General features: G+C 57.0%; 17 protein-coding genes and 3 tRNA genes. All 20 read right to left on the bottom strand.

Going from position 1 to position 19,996, the window contains the following annotated elements; all coding sequences use genetic code 11:
* Positions 1 to 2 precede the first annotated feature (2 nt).
* Entirely contained in the window at positions 3 to 623 is a 621-nt protein-coding gene (locus QMZ18_RS20415; protein ID WP_282608192.1) for an NADH-quinone oxidoreductase subunit J, read from the bottom strand.
* 114 nt (positions 624 to 737) lie between these two features.
* Positions 738 to 1,226, bottom strand: coding sequence for an NADH-quinone oxidoreductase subunit NuoI (gene nuoI / locus QMZ18_RS20410; protein ID WP_282608191.1), 489 nt, complete (start codon positions 1,224 to 1,226; stop codon positions 738 to 740).
* A 46-nt stretch (positions 1,227 to 1,272) separates the two neighbouring features.
* Complete coding sequence (gene nuoH, locus QMZ18_RS20405; protein WP_282608190.1) at positions 1,273 to 2,277, bottom strand: NADH-quinone oxidoreductase subunit NuoH; 1,005 nt, start codon at positions 2,275 to 2,277, stop codon at positions 1,273 to 1,275.
* The gene (gene nuoG, locus QMZ18_RS20400; RefSeq protein ID WP_282608189.1) at positions 2,270 to 4,333 is read right to left on the bottom strand and encodes an NADH-quinone oxidoreductase subunit NuoG; all 2,064 of its coding nucleotides are present in this window, start codon (positions 4,331 to 4,333) and stop codon (positions 2,270 to 2,272) included. Before nuoG ends, nuoH begins: the two co-directional genes overlap by 8 nt.
* Positions 4,334 to 4,342: 9 nt before the next feature.
* Positions 4,343 to 5,632, bottom strand: a complete 1,290-nt coding sequence (nuoF, locus tag QMZ18_RS20395; protein WP_282608188.1) for an NADH-quinone oxidoreductase subunit NuoF — start codon at positions 5,630 to 5,632, stop codon at positions 4,343 to 4,345.
* A complete protein-coding gene (nuoE, locus tag QMZ18_RS20390; RefSeq protein WP_282608187.1) occupies positions 5,632 to 6,309 on the bottom strand; it encodes an NADH-quinone oxidoreductase subunit NuoE in 678 nt (225 codons plus the stop codon). Before nuoE ends, nuoF begins: the two co-directional genes overlap by 1 nt.
* A complete protein-coding gene (locus QMZ18_RS20385; RefSeq protein ID WP_282608186.1) occupies positions 6,306 to 7,484 on the bottom strand; it encodes an NADH-quinone oxidoreductase subunit D in 1,179 nt (392 codons plus the stop codon). The genes nuoE and QMZ18_RS20385 overlap by 4 nt, the downstream gene beginning before the upstream one ends.
* Positions 7,484 to 8,107 carry an NADH-quinone oxidoreductase subunit C gene (locus QMZ18_RS20380; protein ID WP_282608185.1) on the bottom strand — a complete coding sequence of 208 codons (624 nt, stop codon included), beginning with the start codon at positions 8,105 to 8,107 and terminating at the stop codon, positions 7,484 to 7,486. The genes QMZ18_RS20385 and QMZ18_RS20380 overlap by 1 nt, the downstream gene beginning before the upstream one ends.
* A gap of 36 nt (positions 8,108 to 8,143) precedes the next feature.
* Positions 8,144 to 8,683: an NADH-quinone oxidoreductase subunit B family protein gene (locus tag QMZ18_RS20375; RefSeq protein WP_322097248.1), complete on the bottom strand. Its 540-nt coding sequence runs from the start codon at positions 8,681 to 8,683 to the stop codon at positions 8,144 to 8,146.
* 4 nt (positions 8,684 to 8,687) lie between these two features.
* On the bottom strand, positions 8,688 to 9,053 hold the full coding sequence (locus tag QMZ18_RS20370; RefSeq protein ID WP_282608184.1) for an NADH-quinone oxidoreductase subunit A: 366 nt from the start codon (positions 9,051 to 9,053) through the stop codon (positions 8,688 to 8,690).
* Positions 9,054 to 9,629: 576 nt separating this feature from the next.
* Positions 9,630 to 9,706 (bottom strand) — tRNA-Asp (locus tag QMZ18_RS20365).
* Positions 9,707 to 10,234: 528 nt separating this feature from the next.
* Positions 10,235 to 10,310: transfer RNA gene (locus QMZ18_RS20360), tRNA-Val, on the bottom strand.
* Between the two features lie 210 nt (positions 10,311 to 10,520).
* Positions 10,521 to 10,793 (bottom strand): HU family DNA-binding protein, encoded by a 273-nt coding sequence (locus QMZ18_RS20355; RefSeq protein ID WP_282608183.1) that lies wholly within the window; start codon positions 10,791 to 10,793, stop codon positions 10,521 to 10,523.
* Between the two features lie 182 nt (positions 10,794 to 10,975).
* Positions 10,976 to 13,384, bottom strand: a complete 2,409-nt coding sequence (gene lon, locus QMZ18_RS20350) for an endopeptidase La (RefSeq protein ID WP_282608182.1) — start codon at positions 13,382 to 13,384, stop codon at positions 10,976 to 10,978.
* A 179-nt stretch (positions 13,385 to 13,563) separates the two neighbouring features.
* Positions 13,564 to 14,829 carry an ATP-dependent Clp protease ATP-binding subunit ClpX gene (clpX, locus tag QMZ18_RS20345; protein WP_282608181.1) on the bottom strand — a complete coding sequence of 422 codons (1,266 nt, stop codon included), beginning with the start codon at positions 14,827 to 14,829 and terminating at the stop codon, positions 13,564 to 13,566.
* Positions 14,830 to 15,056: 227 nt separating this feature from the next.
* Positions 15,057 to 15,707: an ATP-dependent Clp endopeptidase proteolytic subunit ClpP gene (clpP, locus tag QMZ18_RS20340; protein ID WP_282608180.1), complete on the bottom strand. Its 651-nt coding sequence runs from the start codon at positions 15,705 to 15,707 to the stop codon at positions 15,057 to 15,059.
* A gap of 182 nt (positions 15,708 to 15,889) precedes the next feature.
* Entirely contained in the window at positions 15,890 to 17,458 is a 1,569-nt protein-coding gene (tig, locus tag QMZ18_RS20335) for a trigger factor (RefSeq protein ID WP_282608179.1), read from the bottom strand.
* Positions 17,459 to 17,633: 175 nt separating this feature from the next.
* A tRNA-Leu gene (locus QMZ18_RS20330) sits at positions 17,634 to 17,718 on the bottom strand.
* A gap of 208 nt (positions 17,719 to 17,926) precedes the next feature.
* Positions 17,927 to 18,175 carry a hypothetical protein gene (locus tag QMZ18_RS20325; protein ID WP_282608178.1) on the bottom strand — a complete coding sequence of 83 codons (249 nt, stop codon included), beginning with the start codon at positions 18,173 to 18,175 and terminating at the stop codon, positions 17,927 to 17,929.
* A 286-nt stretch (positions 18,176 to 18,461) separates the two neighbouring features.
* Positions 18,462 to 19,952, bottom strand: a complete 1,491-nt coding sequence (locus QMZ18_RS20320; protein ID WP_322097247.1) for an NAD(P)H-hydrate dehydratase — start codon at positions 19,950 to 19,952, stop codon at positions 18,462 to 18,464.
* Between the last annotated feature and the right edge of the window lie 44 nt (positions 19,953 to 19,996).

Here is a 19,996-nt window from a genome sequence, read left to right as displayed (position 1 = left end):
TGTCAGACCCCGCTCCTCGTCGGTACCTGTTTGATCTCAACCGCCTCTTCCCGAGTCCGGGAGACCTGCGCCGAGATCGACTGGCGCCGAACGCCTTCGCGCTGACGCAGTGTGAGAACAATTGCCCCGACCATCGCGACCAGGAGGACCAGACCGGCCATTTGAAACAGATAGGCGAACTTGGTGTAAACCACCTGACCGATGGCCTTTGTATTGTGAACCTCGTCGATCGGCGGGATCGGAACGCCTGCCAACGAAGCCGGCGCGTCAGGCGATGACGCCACCCAGGAGAAGCCGACCAGCGCCAGCTCGACCACCAGGACCAGTCCAATCAACGCGCCCACCGGCAGGTACTGCAAAAAGCCCTGGCGCATGGCCGCATAGTTGATGTCCAGCATCATCACGACGAAGAGAAACAGAACTGCGACCGCACCCACGTAGACCACGACCAGGATCATGGCCAGAAACTCCGCGCCCATCAGCACGAACAGTCCGGCGGCGTTAAAGAAGGCCAGAATCAGGAACAGCACAGAATGCACCGGGTTACGGGCCGAAACGACCATCACACCGGCGGCGACCGTGACTGCGGCGAACAGATAAAATGCGAGCGCCTGGACGATCATGTTTTTAGTCCTTTGGGTCCGGCATTGCGCCGAACCAGTATTCGGGAAGTACCCAAGATCGATTTCCCCCCAGCAACCCGGCCCGCATTGGCACAGGCCGCTCTTCGCTTCGGCTTAACGGTACGGCGCATCCTGCGCCAGGTTTTGAGCAATCTCCGTCTCCCAACGGTCCCCGTTCGAAAGCAGCTTGTCCTTGTTGTAGAAAAGCTCCTCGCGGGTTTCCGTCGCGAACTCGAAGTTCGGTCCCTCGACGATGGCATCCACCGGACAGGCTTCCTGACAGAAACCGCAGTAGATGCACTTCGTCATGTCGATGTCGTAACGCGTGGTTCGGCGGCTGCCGTCGTCACGCGGTTCGGCTTCAATCGTGATGGCCTGCGCCGGGCAGATCGCCTCGCAAAGTTTGCAGGCAATGCAGCGCTCCTCGCCGTTCGGATAGCGGCGCAGCGCATGTTCGCCCCGAAAGCGCGGAGACAGCGGCCCCTTCTCGAAGGGGTAGTTCAAGGTCACCTTGGGCTTGAAGAAATACTTCAAGGTCAGGCTCATGCCGGATATCAACTCGCCCAAGAGGAAGCTGCGGGCTGTACGATCGAGAAAAGCCATAGGCCTTACCCCTTACTCACAAACTTGTTTTGCGCACGATGCTGCATCACTTCGGAAACAGATCAAACGCGACAACCACACCGGCCGTCAGAACCACCCAGAACAGCGAGAACGGGAGGAACACCTTCCAGCCCAGACGCATCAACTGGTCGTAGCGATAGCGTGGGAAGGTTGCCCGAACCCACAGGAAGCAGAAGAGCACCATCGCAATTTTTGCGAAAAACCAGATCGGCCCCGGAATGAAGCCCAGAATCTCCAGCGGCGGCAACCACCCCCCCATGAAGAGGATCACGGTCATCGCGCTCATCAGGATCATGTTGGCGTATTCGCCCAGGAAGAAGAGCGCAAAGGTCATGGCCGAGTATTCGACGAAGAAACCGGCAACCAGCTCCGATTCGCCCTCGGGCAGATCAAAGGGCGAGCGGTTGGTTTCCGCCAGAATCGAAATGAAGAAGATCACGAACATGGGCAGCAGCGGGACGGCGAACCAGATGGTCTTCTGCGCCATCACGATATCCGTCAGATTCAGGGATCCGACACAGATCAGGACCGTGATGATCACGAAGCCCATGGAGACTTCGTAGGACACCATCTGTGCCGCCGAACGCAGCGCGCCGAGGAAGGGATACTTCGAGTTCGACGCCCAACCGGCCATGATCACGCCGTAAACGCCCAGCGAAGAAATCGCAAAGAGATAGAGAATGCCAACATTGATGTCGGCCAGCACAACGCCTTCGTCGAAGGGAATGACCGCCCAAGCGACCATGCCGAGGATAAAGGTCAGCATCGGCGCCATGACGAAGACGACCTTATTGGCGCCCGCCGGCAGGATGGTTTCCTTGAACAGCAGCTTCACACCATCGGCCAGCGGCTGCAGCAATCCGAAGGGGCCGACCACGTTGGGCCCTTTGCGCAGCTGCATGGCTCCGATCACCTTGCGTTCCGCATAGGTCAGATAGGCGACGGCGCCCAGAAGCGGCACGATGATCGCAATGATATAGGCGACGATTGTGACTGTCGGCAGCCCGTAGCCGGTCCAGAATTCAGCCATCGGTTCCGGTTGCCCCCTCTTGCTTACCGAGCACAAAGGCCTCGGTGCACTTTGCCATGGTGTCTGAAGCCCGGCTAATCGGATCTGTCATGTAGAAATTTGCGACAGGCGATGCGAAGGGAGCCGCTTCGAGATCTCCCGCTGCACCAAAGTCGGTCCAGCTTCCCGGTTGCACCTGATCAATTGCGGCAAAGACAGCGTGGGCCTCGATCAGCTTTTGACGCAGCTGACCCAGATTGTCGTATGGCAGCCCCTCACCGACCTGGGCGGAAAGTGCCCTGATAATCGTCCAGTCTTCGCGGGCATCCCCCGGCGGGAATCCGGCCAGACGGCCAAGCTGCACCCGGCCCTCGGTATTGACGTAGGTGGCATTCTTTTCAGTATAGGCCGCCCCCGGCAGAACGACGTCGGCCCGGTGTGCGCCAGCATCTCCGTGATGGCCCTGATAAACGACGAATGCCTTCCCAAGATTGTTCATGCCAATCTCGTCGGCGCCAAGCAGGTAGACCAGTTCGATCTCGCCCTTTCCAGCACCGTCTAGAATGCTTTCCAAATCGCGCCCGCCTTCACCCGGCAGGAAGCCAAGATCCAGGCCGCCGACCCGCGATGCCGCCGTATGCAAAACGTTGAAGCCGTTCCAATCGTCGGACACCATGCCGAATTCATCGGCAAGTTTGCGGGCAAGAGCCAGCACCGCGCCACCATCTGTTCGCGCCAGGGCGCCCATACCGACGATGATCATCGGCCGTTCGGCGTTTTTCAGGATATCCGAGAAGGAACTGCGGCCTTCGGCGACGTCCTTTAATGTCTCGCCGCCCGCGCCGAGATACTCGACCTGATAGGTCAGATCGACCTGCGGACCGATCATGCCAATTTTCAGGCCGCTTGCCAGGAAGCGTTTCCGCAGACGTGCATTGATCAGCGGTGCTTCCCAGCGCGGATTTGTCCCGACCAGCAAAACGGCATCGGCGGCTTCGATCCCGGCGATGGAAGAATTGAATATATAGGCTGCGCGGGTCGAGGCATCGAGCTTGGCGCCGTCCTGTCGGCAATCCAAATTTTCCGAGCCCAGTCCGTTCATCATCTGCTTCAAGGCAAACATGGATTCAGCGTCACAGAGATCGCCGGCAATCGCGGCCATCTTTTCGCCTGCCAAGCCATCCATCTTTGACGCGATTGCACCGAAGGCCTCTTCCCAGGACGCCGGTACCAACTTGCCGTCACGGCGGACATAGGGTTGATCGATCCTCTGACGTCCCAAGCCGTCGCAGGCATGGCGCGTCTTGTCCGAGATCCATTCCTCGTTGATGTCTTCATGCAGCCTGGGCTGAACCCGCATGACTTCACGGCCCCGGGTATCAACCCGGATGTTGGAGCCGACCGCATCCATCACGTCGACCGAGTTGGTCTTGCGCAGTTCCCACGGGCGCGCGGTAAAGGCGTAGGGCTTTGAGGTCAGGGCGCCGACCGGGCAGACGTCGACCAGATTGCCCGACAGCTCCGAATCAACGGCCTTCTCCAGTGTAGTGATCTCGGCATGTTCGCCGCGATTGACCAGACCGATCTCCTCGACACCGGCAATCTCGGTGGAGAAGCGCACACAGCGCGTGCATTGAATACAGCGGGTCATGATCGTTTTGATCAGGGGGCCCATGAATTTTTCTTTGACCGCGCGCTTGTTCTCGGCGTAGCGGCCACGGTCGAAACCGAAGGCCATGGCCTGATCCTGCAGATCACACTCGCCGCCCTGATCGCAGATCGGGCAGTCTAGCGGATGATTGATCAGCAGGAATTCCATCACGCCCTTACGGGCTTTGTGGACCGTCGGCGTATCGGTCTTGATCACCATGCCTTCGCCCACCGGCATGGCGCAGGAGGCGATTGGCTTCGGTGCGCGCTCCATCTCGACCAGGCACATGCGGCAGTTGCCCGCAACCGAGAGTCGCTCGTGATAACAAAACCGGGGAATCTCGACGCCGGCCAGTTCACAGGCCTGGAGAACCGTCAGTCCGCTGGGGACCTCGATCTCGCGATCGTCGATGGTCAGCTTCGGCATAAAGGTCTCCTATTCCGCCGCTGCCTGTTTGGATTTTTTATACTCGAGAATCCGGCGTTCCATCTCGGGACGGAAATGCCGGATCAAACCCTGGATCGGCCAGGCAGCCGCGTCACCCAGTGCGCAAATAGTATGGCCTTCAACCTGATAGGTGACGTCCAGCAGCGTGTCGATTTCATCGACGTCCGCTTCCCCCTTCACCATCCGGGTCATTACGCGCCACATCCAACCGGTGCCTTCGCGGCAGGGCGTGCACTGGCCACAGCTTTCATGCATGTAGAAATGCGACAGACGGGCAATCGCTTCCACAATATCGGTCGACTTGTCCATCACGATCACCGCCGCCGTGCCCAGGCCCGACTTGACCTCACGCAGCGCATCGAAATCCATCAGAACCGTGTCGCAGATCGATTTCGGCAACATCGGGACCGAGGAGCCGCCGGGGATGACCGCCAGCAAGTTATCCCAGCCGCCGCGCACGCCGCCGGCATGTTTCTCGATCAATTCCTTCAGCGGAATACTCATCGATTCTTCGACGTTACAGGGCTTATTCACATGACCCGAAATGCTGTAGATCTTAGTGCCCGCATTGTTCTGCCGCCCAAAACCGGCGAACCAGTCGGGGCCGCGGCGCAGAATTGTCGGTGAGACGGCAATGGTTTCGACATTGGTCACTGTGGTCGGACAGCCATAGAGGCCGACCGCTGCCGGGAAAGGCGGCTTCAGACGAGGCTGTCCCTTCTTGCCTTCCAGGCTCTCCAGCAACGCGGTTTCTTCCCCACAGATGTAAGCACCAGCGCCGCGATGAATGTAGAGATCGTAGTCGTAGCCGGAACCACAGGCGTTCTTGCCCAAAAAGCCGCCTGCATACGCCTGCTCCACGGCTGCCTCGAGGCGCTGAGATTCGAGGTAATACTCACCACGAATGTAGATGTAGCAAGCCTGAGCCCCCATGGCGAAACCGGCGACCAGACAGCCCTCCAGCAGCCGGTGCGGATCGTTGCGCATGATCTCGCGGTCCTTGCAGGAGCCGGGTTCGGATTCGTCGGCATTCACCACCAGATAGGCCGGTCGCCCGTCACTTTCCTTCGGCATGAAAGACCACTTGATCCCTGCCGGGAAACCCGCGCCGCCGCGGCCGCGCAAACCGGAGCCCTTGATCTGCTCAACAATCTCCTCGCGGCCCAGGGCCAGCAGACTCTTGGTGTCGTCCCAGATGCCGCGCTCGCGCGCGCCGTCGATCCCCCAGTCATGTTGACCATAAAGGTTGGTGAAGATGCGGTCCTTATCGCTCAGCATCAGCCCTCCTCCCCACTCGGTGCCACTTCGGCGCTGCCGGGCTCCGGCGCCATCTTCACGGCCTTACCGTCAAAGGGCGGCAGATCCTGGAGAGTCTGTGGTCCGCCTTCCGGCGAAGAAGTCAGACGGCCAATCTGTGACCCGACCGGTAATTCCCGGCCGGCCCGCAGATCGTCGATCATCTCCGCCATACGCTCCGGCGTCAGGTCTTCGTAATAGTCGTCGTTGATCTGCACCATCGGCGCGTTGGCGCAGGCGCCCAGACATTCGACTTCGATCACCGAGAAAAGCCCGTCTTCGGTAACTTCCCCGAATTTCACACCCAGCTTTTTCTTGCAGGCCTCTGACAAACCATCAGAGCCGCGAAGCCAGCAAGGCGTGGTACGGCAGACCTGGATGAAGTGCTTTCCGACCGGCTTCAGATTGAACATGGTGTAGAAGCTGGCAACCTCGAACGCACGCATCGGCGCAATCTCGAGGAAGTTGGCGACATATTCGATCGCCGCCCCGGGCAGCCAGCCGTCACTTTGGCGCTGGGCCAGATCCAGTAATGCGATCACTGCGCTGGCCTGCCGGCCTTCCGGATAGCGCGCGACAAACTTGTTGGCGATTTCCAGATTTTCGGGTGTAAAGGAAAAGCCTTCGGCAGACCCTTGTGCGTAACTCGTAACCTTCATCGGTCGACCTCGCCGAACACGATATCCATTGATCCCAAAATCGCCACGCTGTCCGCCAGCATATGGCCGCGGCACATGTAGTCCATGGCCGCCAAATGCGCAAACCCGGGCGCACGGATTTTACAGCGGTAGGGTTTGTTGCTGCCGTCGGAGATAAGAAACACGCCAAACTCGCCCTTCGGCGCTTCGACGGCGGTGTAGGTCTCGCCCGGTGGCACGTGGTAGCCCTCGGTATAGAGTTTGAAATGATGGATGAGCGCTTCCATCGACTGCTTCATATCTGCGCGTCGCGGCGGTGTGATCTTGTGATCAGCCGTCATTACCGGACCGTCCGGCATTTTTTCAATGCATTGTTCCATCAGGCGCAGGCTTTGACGCATCTCCTCAATGCGGCAAAGATAGCGATCGAAACAGTCACCGTTCTTGCCAACGGGAATGTCGAATTCCAGTTCTTCATAGCAATCGTAAGGCTGCGACTTGCGAAGATCCCATGGCACGTTCGAGCCGCGTAGCATAACGCCGGAGAAACCCCAGTCGCTGGCTTCCTCCCGCGTGATGATGCCGATATCCACCGTGCGCTGACGGAAAATCCGGTTGTTGGTCAGCAGGCCTTCCATGTCGTCGATGACCTTCGGGAAGGTCTTACAGAACGCGGAGATATCTTCGAGAAGGCCGGCCGGCAGATCCTGATGTACACCGCCGGGACGGAAGTAAGCGGCGTGGAGCCGCGCACCGCAGGCGCGCTCGTAGAACTCCATCAACTTCTCTCGTTCCTCAAACCCCCAGAGGATCGGGGTCATGGCACCGACGTCGATGGCGAAGGTCGTGATGTTCAGAAGATGATTAAGGATCCGCCCGATTTCGCAGTAAAGCACGCGGATGTATTGGCCGCGTTGCGGGACTTCGATCCCAAGCAGTTTTTCCGTCGCCAGAGCAAAGGCATGCTCCTGGTTCATCGGCGCGACATAGTCCAGACGATCGAAGTACGGCACGGCCTGAAGATAAGTCTTGTGCTCGATCAGCTTTTCCGTGCCCCGGTGCAGCAGACCGATGTGCGGGTCCGCGCGCTCGATGATCTCGCCGTCCATTTCGAGCACCAGCCGGAGAACGCCATGGGCCGCAGGGTGCTGCGGACCGAAATTGAGCGTCATCGGCTTGATTTGTTGTTCGGCCATCAGGCGGCCCCCTCTTCGCCATTCTCCGCATCGGCCTTTTCGTCACCGGGCAAATGCAGCATGCCTTCCCAGGGCGACATGAAGTCGAAACTCCGGAACTCCTGAGTTAGATTGACCGGCTCGTAAACCACCCGCTTCTGGGTTTCGTCGTAGCGGACTTCGACATAACCGGTCAGCGGAAAGTCCTTACGCAGCGGATGGCCTTCGAAACCGTAGTCGGTCAGCATGCGACGAAGGTCCGGATGCTCGGCAAAGAAGATGCCGTACATGTCCCAGGCCTCGCGTTCAAACCAGATCGCCGAGGAAAAGACATCGGCAACGGAAGCGACCATTGTGGATTCGTCCGTCGCGATCTTCACTCGGATGCGCTGATTGAGTTTGAGCGAAAGCAGGTTGTAGACCACGTCGAAGCGTTCTTCACGCGACGGGTGATCCACGGCAGTCAGGTCGACCAGTTGTTTGAACTGGCAATTCTGATCATCCCGAAGAAAAGTCAGAACCTTGGTAATCGCATCGCGATTGCACAGGATTATCAGTTCATCGGCGATGACTTCGAACCCGGTCACACGCTGCGCATGTGCAGCGCTGATATATTCACCGAGATCATTGAGGGCTTCATTCATAGGAATCTGCCAGATGTGATGGCGAAGCGATCCCGCCTAGCGGACAAGCAGGGCTTCGCGTTTTATCTTCTTTTGGAGCTGAAGGATGCCGTAGAGCAGAGCCTCGGCCGTCGGCGGACAGCCGGGAACATAGATATCGACGGGCACGATGCGGTCGCAGCCGCGCACGACGGAATAGGAATAGTGATAGTAGCCGCCGCCGTTGGCACAGGATCCCATGGAGATCACCCAACGCGGTTCGGGCATCTGGTCGTAAACCTTGCGCAATGCCGGCGCCATTTTGTTGGTCAGGGTGCCGGCGACGATCATTACGTCGGACTGGCGTGGCGACGGACGGAACACAACACCGAAACGGTCCATGTCATAGCGGCTGCAGGCCGTGTGCATCATCTCCACGGCGCAACAAGCCAGACCGAAAGTCATGGGCCAAAGCGATCCCGACTGCGCCCATGCCGCCAGCTTGTCCATCTGGGCAATCACAAATCCCTTTTCGGTGATCTCATCGGTCACTGCCGAAAGGATTTTATCCTGCTGTGTACCTGCGGGAATCGGCGCACCTGCATCAACGGAACTCATCGTGCTACTCCCATTCCAACGCACCCTTTTTCCACTCGTAGACAAATCCGATGGTCAGGATGCCAAGGAAGACGACCATCGACCAAAAACCAAATAGGCCGATATCCCCCAAAGCCACCGCCCAGGGGAACAGAAACGCGACTTCCAGATCGAAGATAATGAACAGGATAGCGACGAGATAAAATCTTACGTCAAATTTGCTCCGTGCGTCGTCGAAGGCTTCAAAGCCGCATTCGTATGCCGATATCTTTTCCGAATCGGGGCGCTGACGTCCGACAATGTAAGAGGCCGCAACCATAACGCCGGCAAGGCCCACGGCAATCCCGATAAAAATAAGGATCGGCAGGTATTCGGCTAACAGGCCTTCCATTCGATTTGATCTCCAACAAAACGCGCCAACCTCTCGACGCTTTGGTGCAGTGCACTTGCCGCCCATTTCGGGCTTGTTATCGTCTCAGACAAAGCGCTTGCCATGTCTTAAGCCACAGCGCAGCAACGAATGCCACGAATTTGTCGCAATATACGGCCAAGACGGGCCGGGGAAAAGCATCAAACGCAGCCCGATTGCGGCCAGCGGATATTTTTTGTTGCACCGCAGAAAAACCCAACCAATAGCGATCAGCTTTCTCGTCGCAAACAACTCCCGCGACGGGATCGATGAATAGGTCGAATTTGCTAACAATTCATTGTTTTATAGTTAATTTTCTACAAATTGTTTCGATGACTGCAGAGCCATAGGAAGGGCTTAGACGATTTGACGCATCGGATGCACCTGCAACATGCTTCTGACGCGCCGGGAGGACACCACAGCCCGGCCAGAAGCCCTGTTTGATCCGACTCCATCATCAGATCGTCGATCCTGAGCGCTGGAGTCCGAGTCTCAGGAACGATCAGTTCGCCGGAATCAGTGTTCCAAGCATCGAAAAAATCTAAATTTTAGGAAGAGTGGCGGGAGTGACGGGACTCGAACCCGCGGCCTCCGGCGTGACAGGCCGGCGCTCTAACCAACTGAGCTACACCCCCTTAAAAGGGCCCCGCCGTAGCGGGCTGCGGTGATGTACTCCCTCCCCCCGCAGGTGTCAAGCATTGGCCGATGGCTTTTTTCGATTTCATGCCAAAAGCATGATCGAAGATTGACCGAACCGGTCCGCCCGGCCGAGTCGAGAAGGCCTTACAGTGCAGGAACAACTCCAAAACTGAAGACAGTCATGTCCACAACCGCCTTCTCAATGCCGGTTGCCAGTGGATCGCGACAGTTCCAAATCACTTTCGAATCGCAGAGGTCGCCGGCCAGGCCCCGGTAAGCACAGCCGCGAAAGAACGATGCAAATTTCTGAGGACCCGATGCGCTGCAGAGACCATCGATTCGCACTTCCCAAAGACGATCTATCCCAGGTCCAAACTGCGAGAGTGATCGGCTTCCAGTACGCCATCCGTTTCGGCACGACGGAGTCGATGCCCGATTCGCGGAGAGTAGGAATTACATAAATTGTGGATCTGGGAAACGATCTCTGCTTTCAGAGATCTGGAGGTTCGCTGCACGAGGATGTCTGGTGGGCGATGACAGGCTCGAACTGCCGACCCTCTCGGTGTAAACGAGATGCTCTACCAACTGAGCTAATCGCCCCACGACATCAATGCTGCGACTTTTAAGTCGCTGGCGTTTCTATACGGGATCAACCCGTCCAAAACAATAAAAGAAAACGGCAAACAAAAGTTCGGCTGAAGACAAAGGCGAAACGCTCGCGGGTCCCAATGAACACTTGAACGAAACGCCAGCCGGCCGCCCTAACCAAGGCCAGGGCGGCCGGCGTCCTCAGCGCGAATCTATTCTGAGTTAGTTGACGGCGTCCTTGAGACCTTTACCAGCCTTGAACTTCGGCTGCTTGGACGCAGGAATCTTGATTTTTTCGCCGGTGCGCGGGTTGCGGCCTTCAGACGCTGCACGCTGGGCAACGGAGAAAGTTCCAAAGCCAACGAGGCGAACTTCGTCACCAGACTTCAAAGATGAAGTGATCGCGTCGAAGACGGCATCAACAGCTTTGGTGCTGTCAGCTTTTGACAGGTCTGAATTCTCAGCAACAACGGCAACCAGATCGTTTTTGTTCACGTTAGTACCCCCTCCAAATGTCGGGATTTAGGAAATAGAAATGGGAAAAACCACTCTGAGGAGGTCGGAGTTTAAGCCGGTAAAACCCCCAACGTCAATCGAAGAAACGCGAGAAAACCTAGGGATTGAGAGGCTTTTTTGGTCAAAAGCCTCTCTACCCGAGTCGCATTCACATCTTGAGCTTAGTGGGTGATGACTCCGCTGCGTCCATCGTCGCTCGAAGAGCCGCGTGCAGCGTCCACATCTGCCGGCTCAACCCACTCGATGGGCGTCAGCTTTTTTGCGAGAGCATGCTCCAGAACTTCATCAACAGTAGAAGTTGGAATGATTTCAAGCCCGTCCTTAACATTCTCTGGAATTTCGGCGAGATCCTTTTCGTTTTCTTGCGGAATGAGAACGGTCTTAATATTTCCACGTAGAGCAGCAAGCAGTTTTTCTTTAAGTCCGCCGATCGGAAGCACCCTGCCGCGCAGTGTGACTTCGCCCGTCATGGCCAAATCCCGGCGAATCGGAATTTCGGTCAGCACCGATACAATCGCTGTGACCATTGCAACACCGGCCGACGGGCCGTCTTTCGGAGTCGCGCCTTCGGGAACATGGACATGGATGTCCTTGCGCTCGAAGACCGTCGGTTTGATGCCGTACTCGATCGAGCGGCTCTTTACGTAATACTCAGCCGCCTGAATGGATTCCTTCATCACGTCGCCAAGCTTACCGGTCGAAGAAACCTTACCCTTGCCAGGCACGGTCACGGCTTCGATCGACAACAGCTCGCCGCCGACTTCAGTCCAGGCCAAACCGGTCGACACGCCGACCAGATCTTCCTGCTCCGCTTCGCCGTAACGGTAACGCGGAACACCGGCATACTTATCGAGATTGTCGGGATTTACATCAACCTGGGTAACTTCACCCATGGCGATCTCTTTGACTGCCTTACGAATCAGATTTGCGATTTCACGCTCAAGGTTACGCACGCCGGCCTCACGGGTGTAGAGCCGGATAAGGTTGCGAAGCGCTTCGTCAGCGATCGACCATTCCTCGTCTTTGACGCCATGGTCTTTCTTCTGCTTCGGAATCAGATACCGAGTCGCGATTTGAACCTTCTCGTCTTCGGTGTAGCCGGGAATCCGGATCACTTCCATACGGTCAAGCAGTGGTTGCGGCATGCGCAGCGTATTGGCCGTGGTCACGAACATCACGTCGGAAAGGTCGTAATCGACCTCCAGGTAATGGTCGTTGAAGGTGTTGTTCTGTTCGGGATCGAGCACTTCCAGCAAAGCCGACGACGGATCACCGCGCCAATCCGCACCCAGCTTGTCGATCTCGTCGAGCAGGAACAGCGGATTCGAAGACTTGGCTTTTTTCATACTCTGAATGACTTTGCCGGGCATCGAGCCGATATAGGTGCGGCGGTGGCCGCGCACTTCGGCTTCGTCCCGAACGCCACCAAGACTCATCCGGACGAAATTACGACCGGTTGCCTTGGCGATGGACTTGCCAAGCGACGTCTTACCGACACCCGGTGGTCCAACCAGACAGAGAATCGGTCCCTTGATCTTCTGCATACGCTGTTGAACCGCAAGGTATTCGATGATCCGCTCTTTGACCTTCTCCAGGCCATAGTGATCTGAATCCAGGATCTCGTTGGCGTGCACGATATCCTTTTTGACCTTGGTCCGCTTCTTCCAGGGAATCGAGACGATCCAGTCCAGATAGTTCCGAACGACCGTCGCTTCAGCGGACATCGGGCTCATATTGCGCAGCTTCTTCAGCTCGGCAACGGCCTTTTCGCGTGCTTCCTTGGTCAGCTTGGTTTTGGCGATTTTCTCTTCCAACTCGGCTAGTTCGTCACGGCCGTCCTCGCCCTCACCCAATTCCTTCTGAATCGCCTTGAGCTGCTCATTCAGATAGTACTCGCGTTGAGTCTTCTCCATCTGGCGTTTTACGCGATTGCGGATACGTTTTTCGACCTGAAGCACACCGATTTCGCTTTCCATGAAAGCGTAAACCTTCTCCAGGCGGTCGCTGATGCTCTCGCTTTCGAGCAGTTCCTGCTTTTCGGAAATTTTCAGGGTCAGGTGCGACGCAATGGTATCGGCCAGCTTGCTCGGCTCGTCGATCTGGTTGATCGAGACCAAAACTTCCGGCGGGATCTTTTTGTTCAGCTTTATGTACTGCTCGAACTGGGAAACGACGGTGCGCGCCAGAGCATCGAGCTCCCGGTCGTCACCGGCATCATCGTCCATTGTTTCGGCGTAAGCCTGGAAGAACTCTTCAGTATCAGCAAATTTCGCGATCTTCGCGCGCTGACCGCCTTCAACCAGAACCTTCACCGTGCCGTCTGGCAGCTTCAGCAGCTGAAGCACAGTGCCGACCGTGCCAACCGAATAGATATCGGCGGGCGTCGGGTCGTCCTGAGCGGCATTTTTCTGCGTCACCAGAAGGATTTGCTTGTCGTCCTTCATGACGTCTTCAAGGGCCTTGACCGACTTTTCGCGCCCGACGAAAAGGGGCACGATCATGTGCGGAAACACGACGATATCGCGAAGCGGAAGGACCGGATAGAGATTGCCGCGTGGAATTTCCAACATATTTCCTCTTTAATCTTGCGACGGCTCGGCGTTACCGAACCGGAACCCGGGGCACTTAGGACCGCCCCGGCCGTCGCCTAAAGATCTGATAGCTAAAGTTGTCATCTTCAAGGGCTGCGTCGGGATTGGAAACCGACTGGCCTAGGCGCAATCTATGCAAAAAACACGAGAAAACCGCGTCATGCACTGCTTTCAACGTCATCACGTCGGTCAGTGTAGATATAAAGCGGTTGCGACCGTCCTTCGACAACCTCGCCGTTGATAACCATTTCTTCGACCCCTTCCAGACTTGGAAGATCGAACATCGGCTCCAGAAGGATAGCCTCCATGATAGAACGCAGACCGCGAGCACCGGTTTTGCGCTTGATCGCCTTCGCCGCGATCGCCTTCAACGCATCTTCCGCAAACTGCAGACTGACATCCTCCATCTCGAAGAGTCGCTGGTACTGCTTTACCAGTGCATTCTTCGGCTGAGTCAGGATCTCGACCAGGGCCTCGTCGTCCAGATCTTCGAGCGTCGCCACAACGGGCAGACGTCCGACGAATTCCGGAATAAGGCCGAACTTCAAGAGGTCCTCAGGCTCGACGTCCTTCAGCACGTCACCAGTCGTGCGTTCTTCGGGACCACGCACATCGGCACCAAAGCCGATCGAAGACCCTTTGCCGCGGCCGGCAATCAACTTGTCGAGACCGGCAAATGCACCGCCACAGATGAACAGGATATTGGTCGTATCAACCTGCAGGAATTCCTGCTGCGGATGTTTACGCCCGCCCTGCGGCGGAACCGAAGCCACGGTCCCTTCCATGATCTTCAACAGTGCCTGCTGAACGCCCTCACCCGATACATCCCGCGTAATCGACGGGTTGTCGGATTTCCGGCTGATCTTATCAACTTCGTCGATGTAGACGATGCCGCGCTGCGCCCGCTCGACATTATAGTCGGCAGACTGCAGAAGCTTCAGAATGATGTTCTCGACATCTTCACCGACGTAACCGGCTTCGGTCAGCGTCGTGGCATCCGCCATTGTGAAGGGCACATCAAGAATGCGTGCCAGTGTCTGCGCCAACAGCGTCTTACCGCAACCGGTCGGCCCAACCAGTAGAATGTTGGACTTGGCCAATTCGACATCGGCAGATTTTGTGCCATGTGCCAGGCGCTTATAGTGATTATGCACCGCAACCGACAGCACGCGTTTGGCGTGCGACTGCCCGATAACATAGTCGTCAAGCACCGTGCAGATATCCCGTGGTGTGGGCACGCCGTCACTGGATTTCACCAGCGTCGTCTTATGCTCCTCACGGATAATATCCATGCAAAGTTCGACACATTCATCGCAGATAAACACCGTCGGACCGGCGATGAGTTTTCGAACTTCATGCTGACTCTTCCCGCAGAAAGAGCAGTAAAGGGTATTTTTCGAGTCGCTACCGCTCGACTTTGTCATGGCTGTTACGCCTCGAAGCTCGATTCAATTACAAATCATGTTAGACAGACGTCCCACCGGCACACAATGACAAATTTGTCATTTTTATCTACCGGGTTAGCCTGTCGTCCACATGACCAACCTTCGGTTGACCGCTCTCAACACTATAGCCTCGAGCGCTCAACATAACCTTAACACAGACCAGATGGCGACGCATTGAGTTGCCTTCAAGCCGGTGCCGCGGTCAATTACTTGTCAGCGCCCGATTTGCCATCGGCTGCGTCCGCATCGGGACGGCTCTCGACGACTTCGTCGATCAGCCCGAATTCCTTGGCTTCTTCGGCGCTCATGAACTTGTCCCGCTCCATGGCATCTTCGATCGCAGAGACCGGCTGTCCGGTGTGCTGCGCGTAGAGTTCGTTCAGGCGCGCACGGGTTTTGATGATTTCGCGGGCATGAATTTCAATGTCCGTTGCCTGCCCCTGGAAACCGCCGGAAGGCTGATGGACCATGATCTTCGAATTGGGCAGCGCAAAGCGCTTTTCAGGTGCCCCAGCCATCAGCAGAAGAGAACCCGCGGATGCGGCCTGACCGATACAGACGGTCGAAACCGGCGGGCGGATGTACTGCATGGTGTCGTACATGGCCAGACCGGCCGTCACGACGCCACCGGGCGAATTGATATAGAAAGAAATGTCTTTGCTCGGATTTTCCGATTCGAGGTACAGGAGCTGCGCACAAATCAGACTTGCCACGCCGTCATGAATCGGGCCGGTCAAAAAGATAATCCGCTCCTTGAGCAGGCGCGAATAGATGTCATAAGCCCGTTCGCCCCGGCTGGTCTGCTCGACCACCATCGGCACCAGGGTGTTCATTACAATGTCACGTGGGTCACTCATTCCTGCCACCTAGTCTTGTCATTCATCCGCCTTCCGAACTGCCGGGCCAAGGTTCAGACGAGGCGTTCTTTGCGATCGAATCGCCACCTCGTCCGAATCCCGTTAACCACGTTGCTTCCGTGATATAGGCCGGATCACCCGATTAACCAAGCCAGGATCACAGAGTAATCCTTAAGGTTCCGCTATTCCTCAGCAGATTTCTTGGATTTAGTGCTTTTTGCCGCCTTCTTGGCAGGTGATTTTGATGCGGCTTTATCGTCGGATTTCGCAGCAGCCTTCTTGGCAGGCTTCTTTTTTGCCGGCTTTTTCTTCTCGGCCGGCTTCGATTCGGCTGCTTCGGCTTCAGCCGATTCGCTTTCGAACTCTTTGCGCAGCTCGTCCGGTGTCAATTCCCTCTCGGTCACTTTAGAAAGATCGGTGATGAAGTCGATCACCTTATCTTCAAAGATCGGTGCGCGAAGATTGGCCAGCGCCTCGGGCGTGTTCTTATAGTATTCGAACACCTGCTGCTCCTGGCCCGGATAATTCTGAGCTTCGGCAAAGAGTGCGCGGTTCACTTCGTCCTGGCTGACGTCGATGTTATTGCCGCTGCCGACTTCCGAAAGCAACAGTCCCAGACGCACCCGGCGCTCGGCGATGGCCCGGTATTCAGTCTTCAGTTCTTCGTCGTCCTTGCCGGCATCCTCGTCGTCGACGTCGCCCTGCTTGCGCTCTTCCTCGACCTGCTTCCAGATCCCTTCGAACTCGACGTCCACCATGCCGGCCGGTACTGCAAAATCATGACCGTCGGCTAGTTTATCGAGCAGTTCGCGCTTCAGACGTGACCGCGCGACTTTGGCGTACTCGCCCTCAATCTGTTCGCGGACCCGCAATTTCATTGCATCCAGGTTCTCGGCACCAAGGGCTTCAGCCAGCTTGTCGTCGATCTCGGCAGGAACAGACTCTTCGATGCCTTTAACCTTAACCTCAAAGATAGCTTCACGCCCGGCCAGCTTGTCGTTGCCATAGGTGTCCGGGAAGGTCACCTTGACTTCGCAATCGTCGTCGACATTGACGCCGACCAATTGATCTTCGAAGCCGGGAATGAACTGGTTCGAACCCAGCTCCAAGTGATGATCTTCCGCGGCCATGCCTGGCAGCGCCTCGCCATCGACGGTGCCCTTGAAGTCGATAATGACGACATCGCCCAGCTTGGCCTTGCGCGGCTTGTCGAGCGGTTTAGACGTCTTATGGGACTCGGCAATACGCTCCAGGGCTTCGTCGACCTCGGGATCCGGCACGGCGACTTTGATGCGCTCGAGCTCCAGGCTGCCAAAATCCATCGGCGTAACGTCCGGCAGCAGCTCGACCGACATGGTGTACTCGAGGTCTTTCCCTTCGTCGAAGGACGTCACTTCGATCTTCGGCTGCATTGCAGGCCGTAGGCTGCGCTCGCTTAGAGCCTGGCTCGAGCTGTCGGTGACGGCCTTTTCCAGCACTTCACCAAGCACTGACTTGCCGAAACGTTGCTTGAGTAGCGACATCGGGACCTTGCCGGGACGAAAGCCCGGCAGATTCACTTGTCCGCTGAGCTCCTTGAGGCGTCCGTCGATCTTCTCATCAATTTCCGTAGCGGGAATCACAATGGTGTATTCGCGCTTCAGCTCTTCGGCTTGTGTTTCCGTGACCTGCATTGGCGGCTCGGCCTCTCTCGCGTCTTTTTCGTCATCCGCAGCACACTCCGGCTCACAAGCCGGCGGGCGGATCAACAACAGTTCATTCCTAGGGTTCAATTCCGCCGACCGATGGGAATCATGCAATCGGCATCGAACCACGAAGCTCTCTCGACCGCGGATCTGCGGTGCGAGTTAAAAGGGATAGAAGCTTACTGATGCCTGAACGGGGACGACCCGGCATCCGTTGTTCTGTTTCCCTTGTTCGATCGCGTGGTGCGGGCGGAGGGACTTGAACCCCCACGGATCTCTCCGCTGGTACCTAAAACCAGTGCGTCTACCAATTCCGCCACGCCCGCGAGACGCGCGAACGCGCCGGTGTATAACATCGACGCGCCGGGTGCAACAGGCTCACGCAAAGGAAAAGCGCTGGAGACTCTATTTGCCGGATCTAAGGGATAATTTCAGCGAAAACGCCGTCAAAAAGCGTTATCAACAGGCATTGGGGGACGGCAGGCTCATAGCGAGAGGGTCTTGGAAGGGGTATTTGCCTCGTCAGGCCGCTCGTTAAACGGACACCGGCTCGTTATAGCGGCTGGCAAAGGTCTCAAGGCCTAGGGTTCTCATCTCGGCGAAGCTCGATATAGTACCACCGGCAACCACGAGATTGTATTTTACATGAGGGACGCCCATTGCGTCGGGGCCGACTTCAATGACCTCAACTGTCTCGACGACATGACTGGGAAGCCGGCAGCGAAACACTGCTCCCGCTTTGACTTCCGGGCGCGTCCTATCAATTTTGAACCACTGTCCCATCCTGGATCACATTCAAGTTGTTGCCGTTCTACCTGTCCGGTATGCGAGTTTATGGAAAAACTCAATTATCAGTTTCGCACTAGAGTTGTTAAACTTGAGTTAAAACTCAAACTTTATCTATTCTACCATTGGTTTTTCAGGGTTTTTTGCCGCTTCTTCATCCAATGAAGCAAGCTGGCGCTCCTCGATGGCTTTAGGGTAGCCCATTGATTCATCGCCGATTTAAATTGATGCGGCGCCAGAGCCCCGAAGACATGTTAACCGCGTCCGGTTCCCTGGTCGGGCTTTACGAAAAACTCTTTAGAAGCGAACTCAGCACCTGCGGAAGTCTCTCCGGCAGATCCTCGGAGATAAGACCGGCGCCGAGGCTGCGTCCCAATTCACCATGCATCCACACGGCCGCCGCTGCCGCATCGAAGGGCGGCATCCCCTGTGCCAGCAGCCCCAGGATCAAACCGGCAAGGACGTCACCCGAACCGGCGGTTGCCAAATAGGGCGGCGCATTGTCATTGATGACCGCCCTGCCGCCCGGCTCTGAAATGACCGTGTCGCTGCCTTTTAGGACGACAATTGCACCACTGCGTGCGGCTGCGGAACGTGCCCGGCTCAGGCGGTCACCGGTCATATCGGGGAACAGATGGCGAAACTCGCCGTCATGCGGAGTGAGCACAACATTCGACCCCAAGGCATTGAAAAGGCTTTGGGGGTCGGCTCCAAAGATGCTTAGCGCATCTGCGTCAAGCACGGTCGCACGGTCACGCCGCAAAATAGCCAACACCAGTTCGCGCAGCAGTTCGTTCGTCCCATAGCCTGGCCCGATCAGGACCGCATTTTTGCGCGGGTCGCGCAGCAGGTTTTCTAATTCATCGACCGAATCGCAAGCCAATGTAATCACGCTGGCCGAAGAGAGTGCGTAAATCTGAAGTGCAGTGGAAGCCGCGGCGATGGAAACCAGCCCTGCTCCGATGCGCAACGCAGCACGCGCCCCCAAACGGGCGGCGCCAGTCATTTCGCTGCCGCCCAAAACCAGAGCGTGCCCTGCGGTATACTTATGGCTGGACGAACTACGGCGCGGAAAGCTGTCGCGCCAAATCGCGGGATCATTCCGATGGCAGGCAATTTTCAGACTGTCCAGAACGGCATCCGGAATGCCGATGTCCGCCACCACAAGCTCACCAGCCGCGTCGCGCCCGGGGAGCAGCAGATGTCCGACCTTTGGGCGAAAAAAGCTCACGGTCAGCTCAGCAGTCAGGCAGAGATCTCCGAGCACGGCTCCGCTGTCTCCGGAAATCCCGCTGGGAACGTCGACCGCAATCACTTTACTGCTGCCCTGCCCCACGGCGCGATTGACCGCGCGCACCATCATCGCGGCCCGCCCATCGAGAGGACGCGACAACCCGGCACCAAAGAGGGCATCGACGATCAAGGCTTTGTCTTCGATGACCACCGGATCAAATGCCAGAACCTCTCCGGTCCAGAGCTTTGCGTGATGGGCGGCATCACCGGTCAAACGAGAAGCCTCACCGAGCAGCGCTAGATCGACATTCCAGCCTGCGGCCTTCAGCAGTCGGGCAACAACAAAACCATCTCCGCCGTTGTTTCCCGGACCGCAGAGCACCAGCAAAGGGCGCGGGGTCCAGCGGGCCACAATGGCATCGAAGATCGCCTGACCGGCATTCTCCATCAGCGTCGTCCCTGACACTCCAGCCGTGACCGCTGCCGCGTCGGCCTTATACATCTGGGACACATTGATCAGTTCGCTGTGGCGCTCCTGCACTCCATCCTCGCCTATCTTCGCCGATTTCAAGTCGGCAACAACTC

This window comes from Pelagibius sp. Alg239-R121 (assembly GCF_947331435.1).
Taxonomy (GTDB): Bacteria; Pseudomonadota; Alphaproteobacteria; order Kiloniellales; family Kiloniellaceae; genus Denitrobaculum.
Note: the sequence above shows the minus strand (reverse complement) of the source record. Positions and strands in the feature narration are given on the sequence as shown.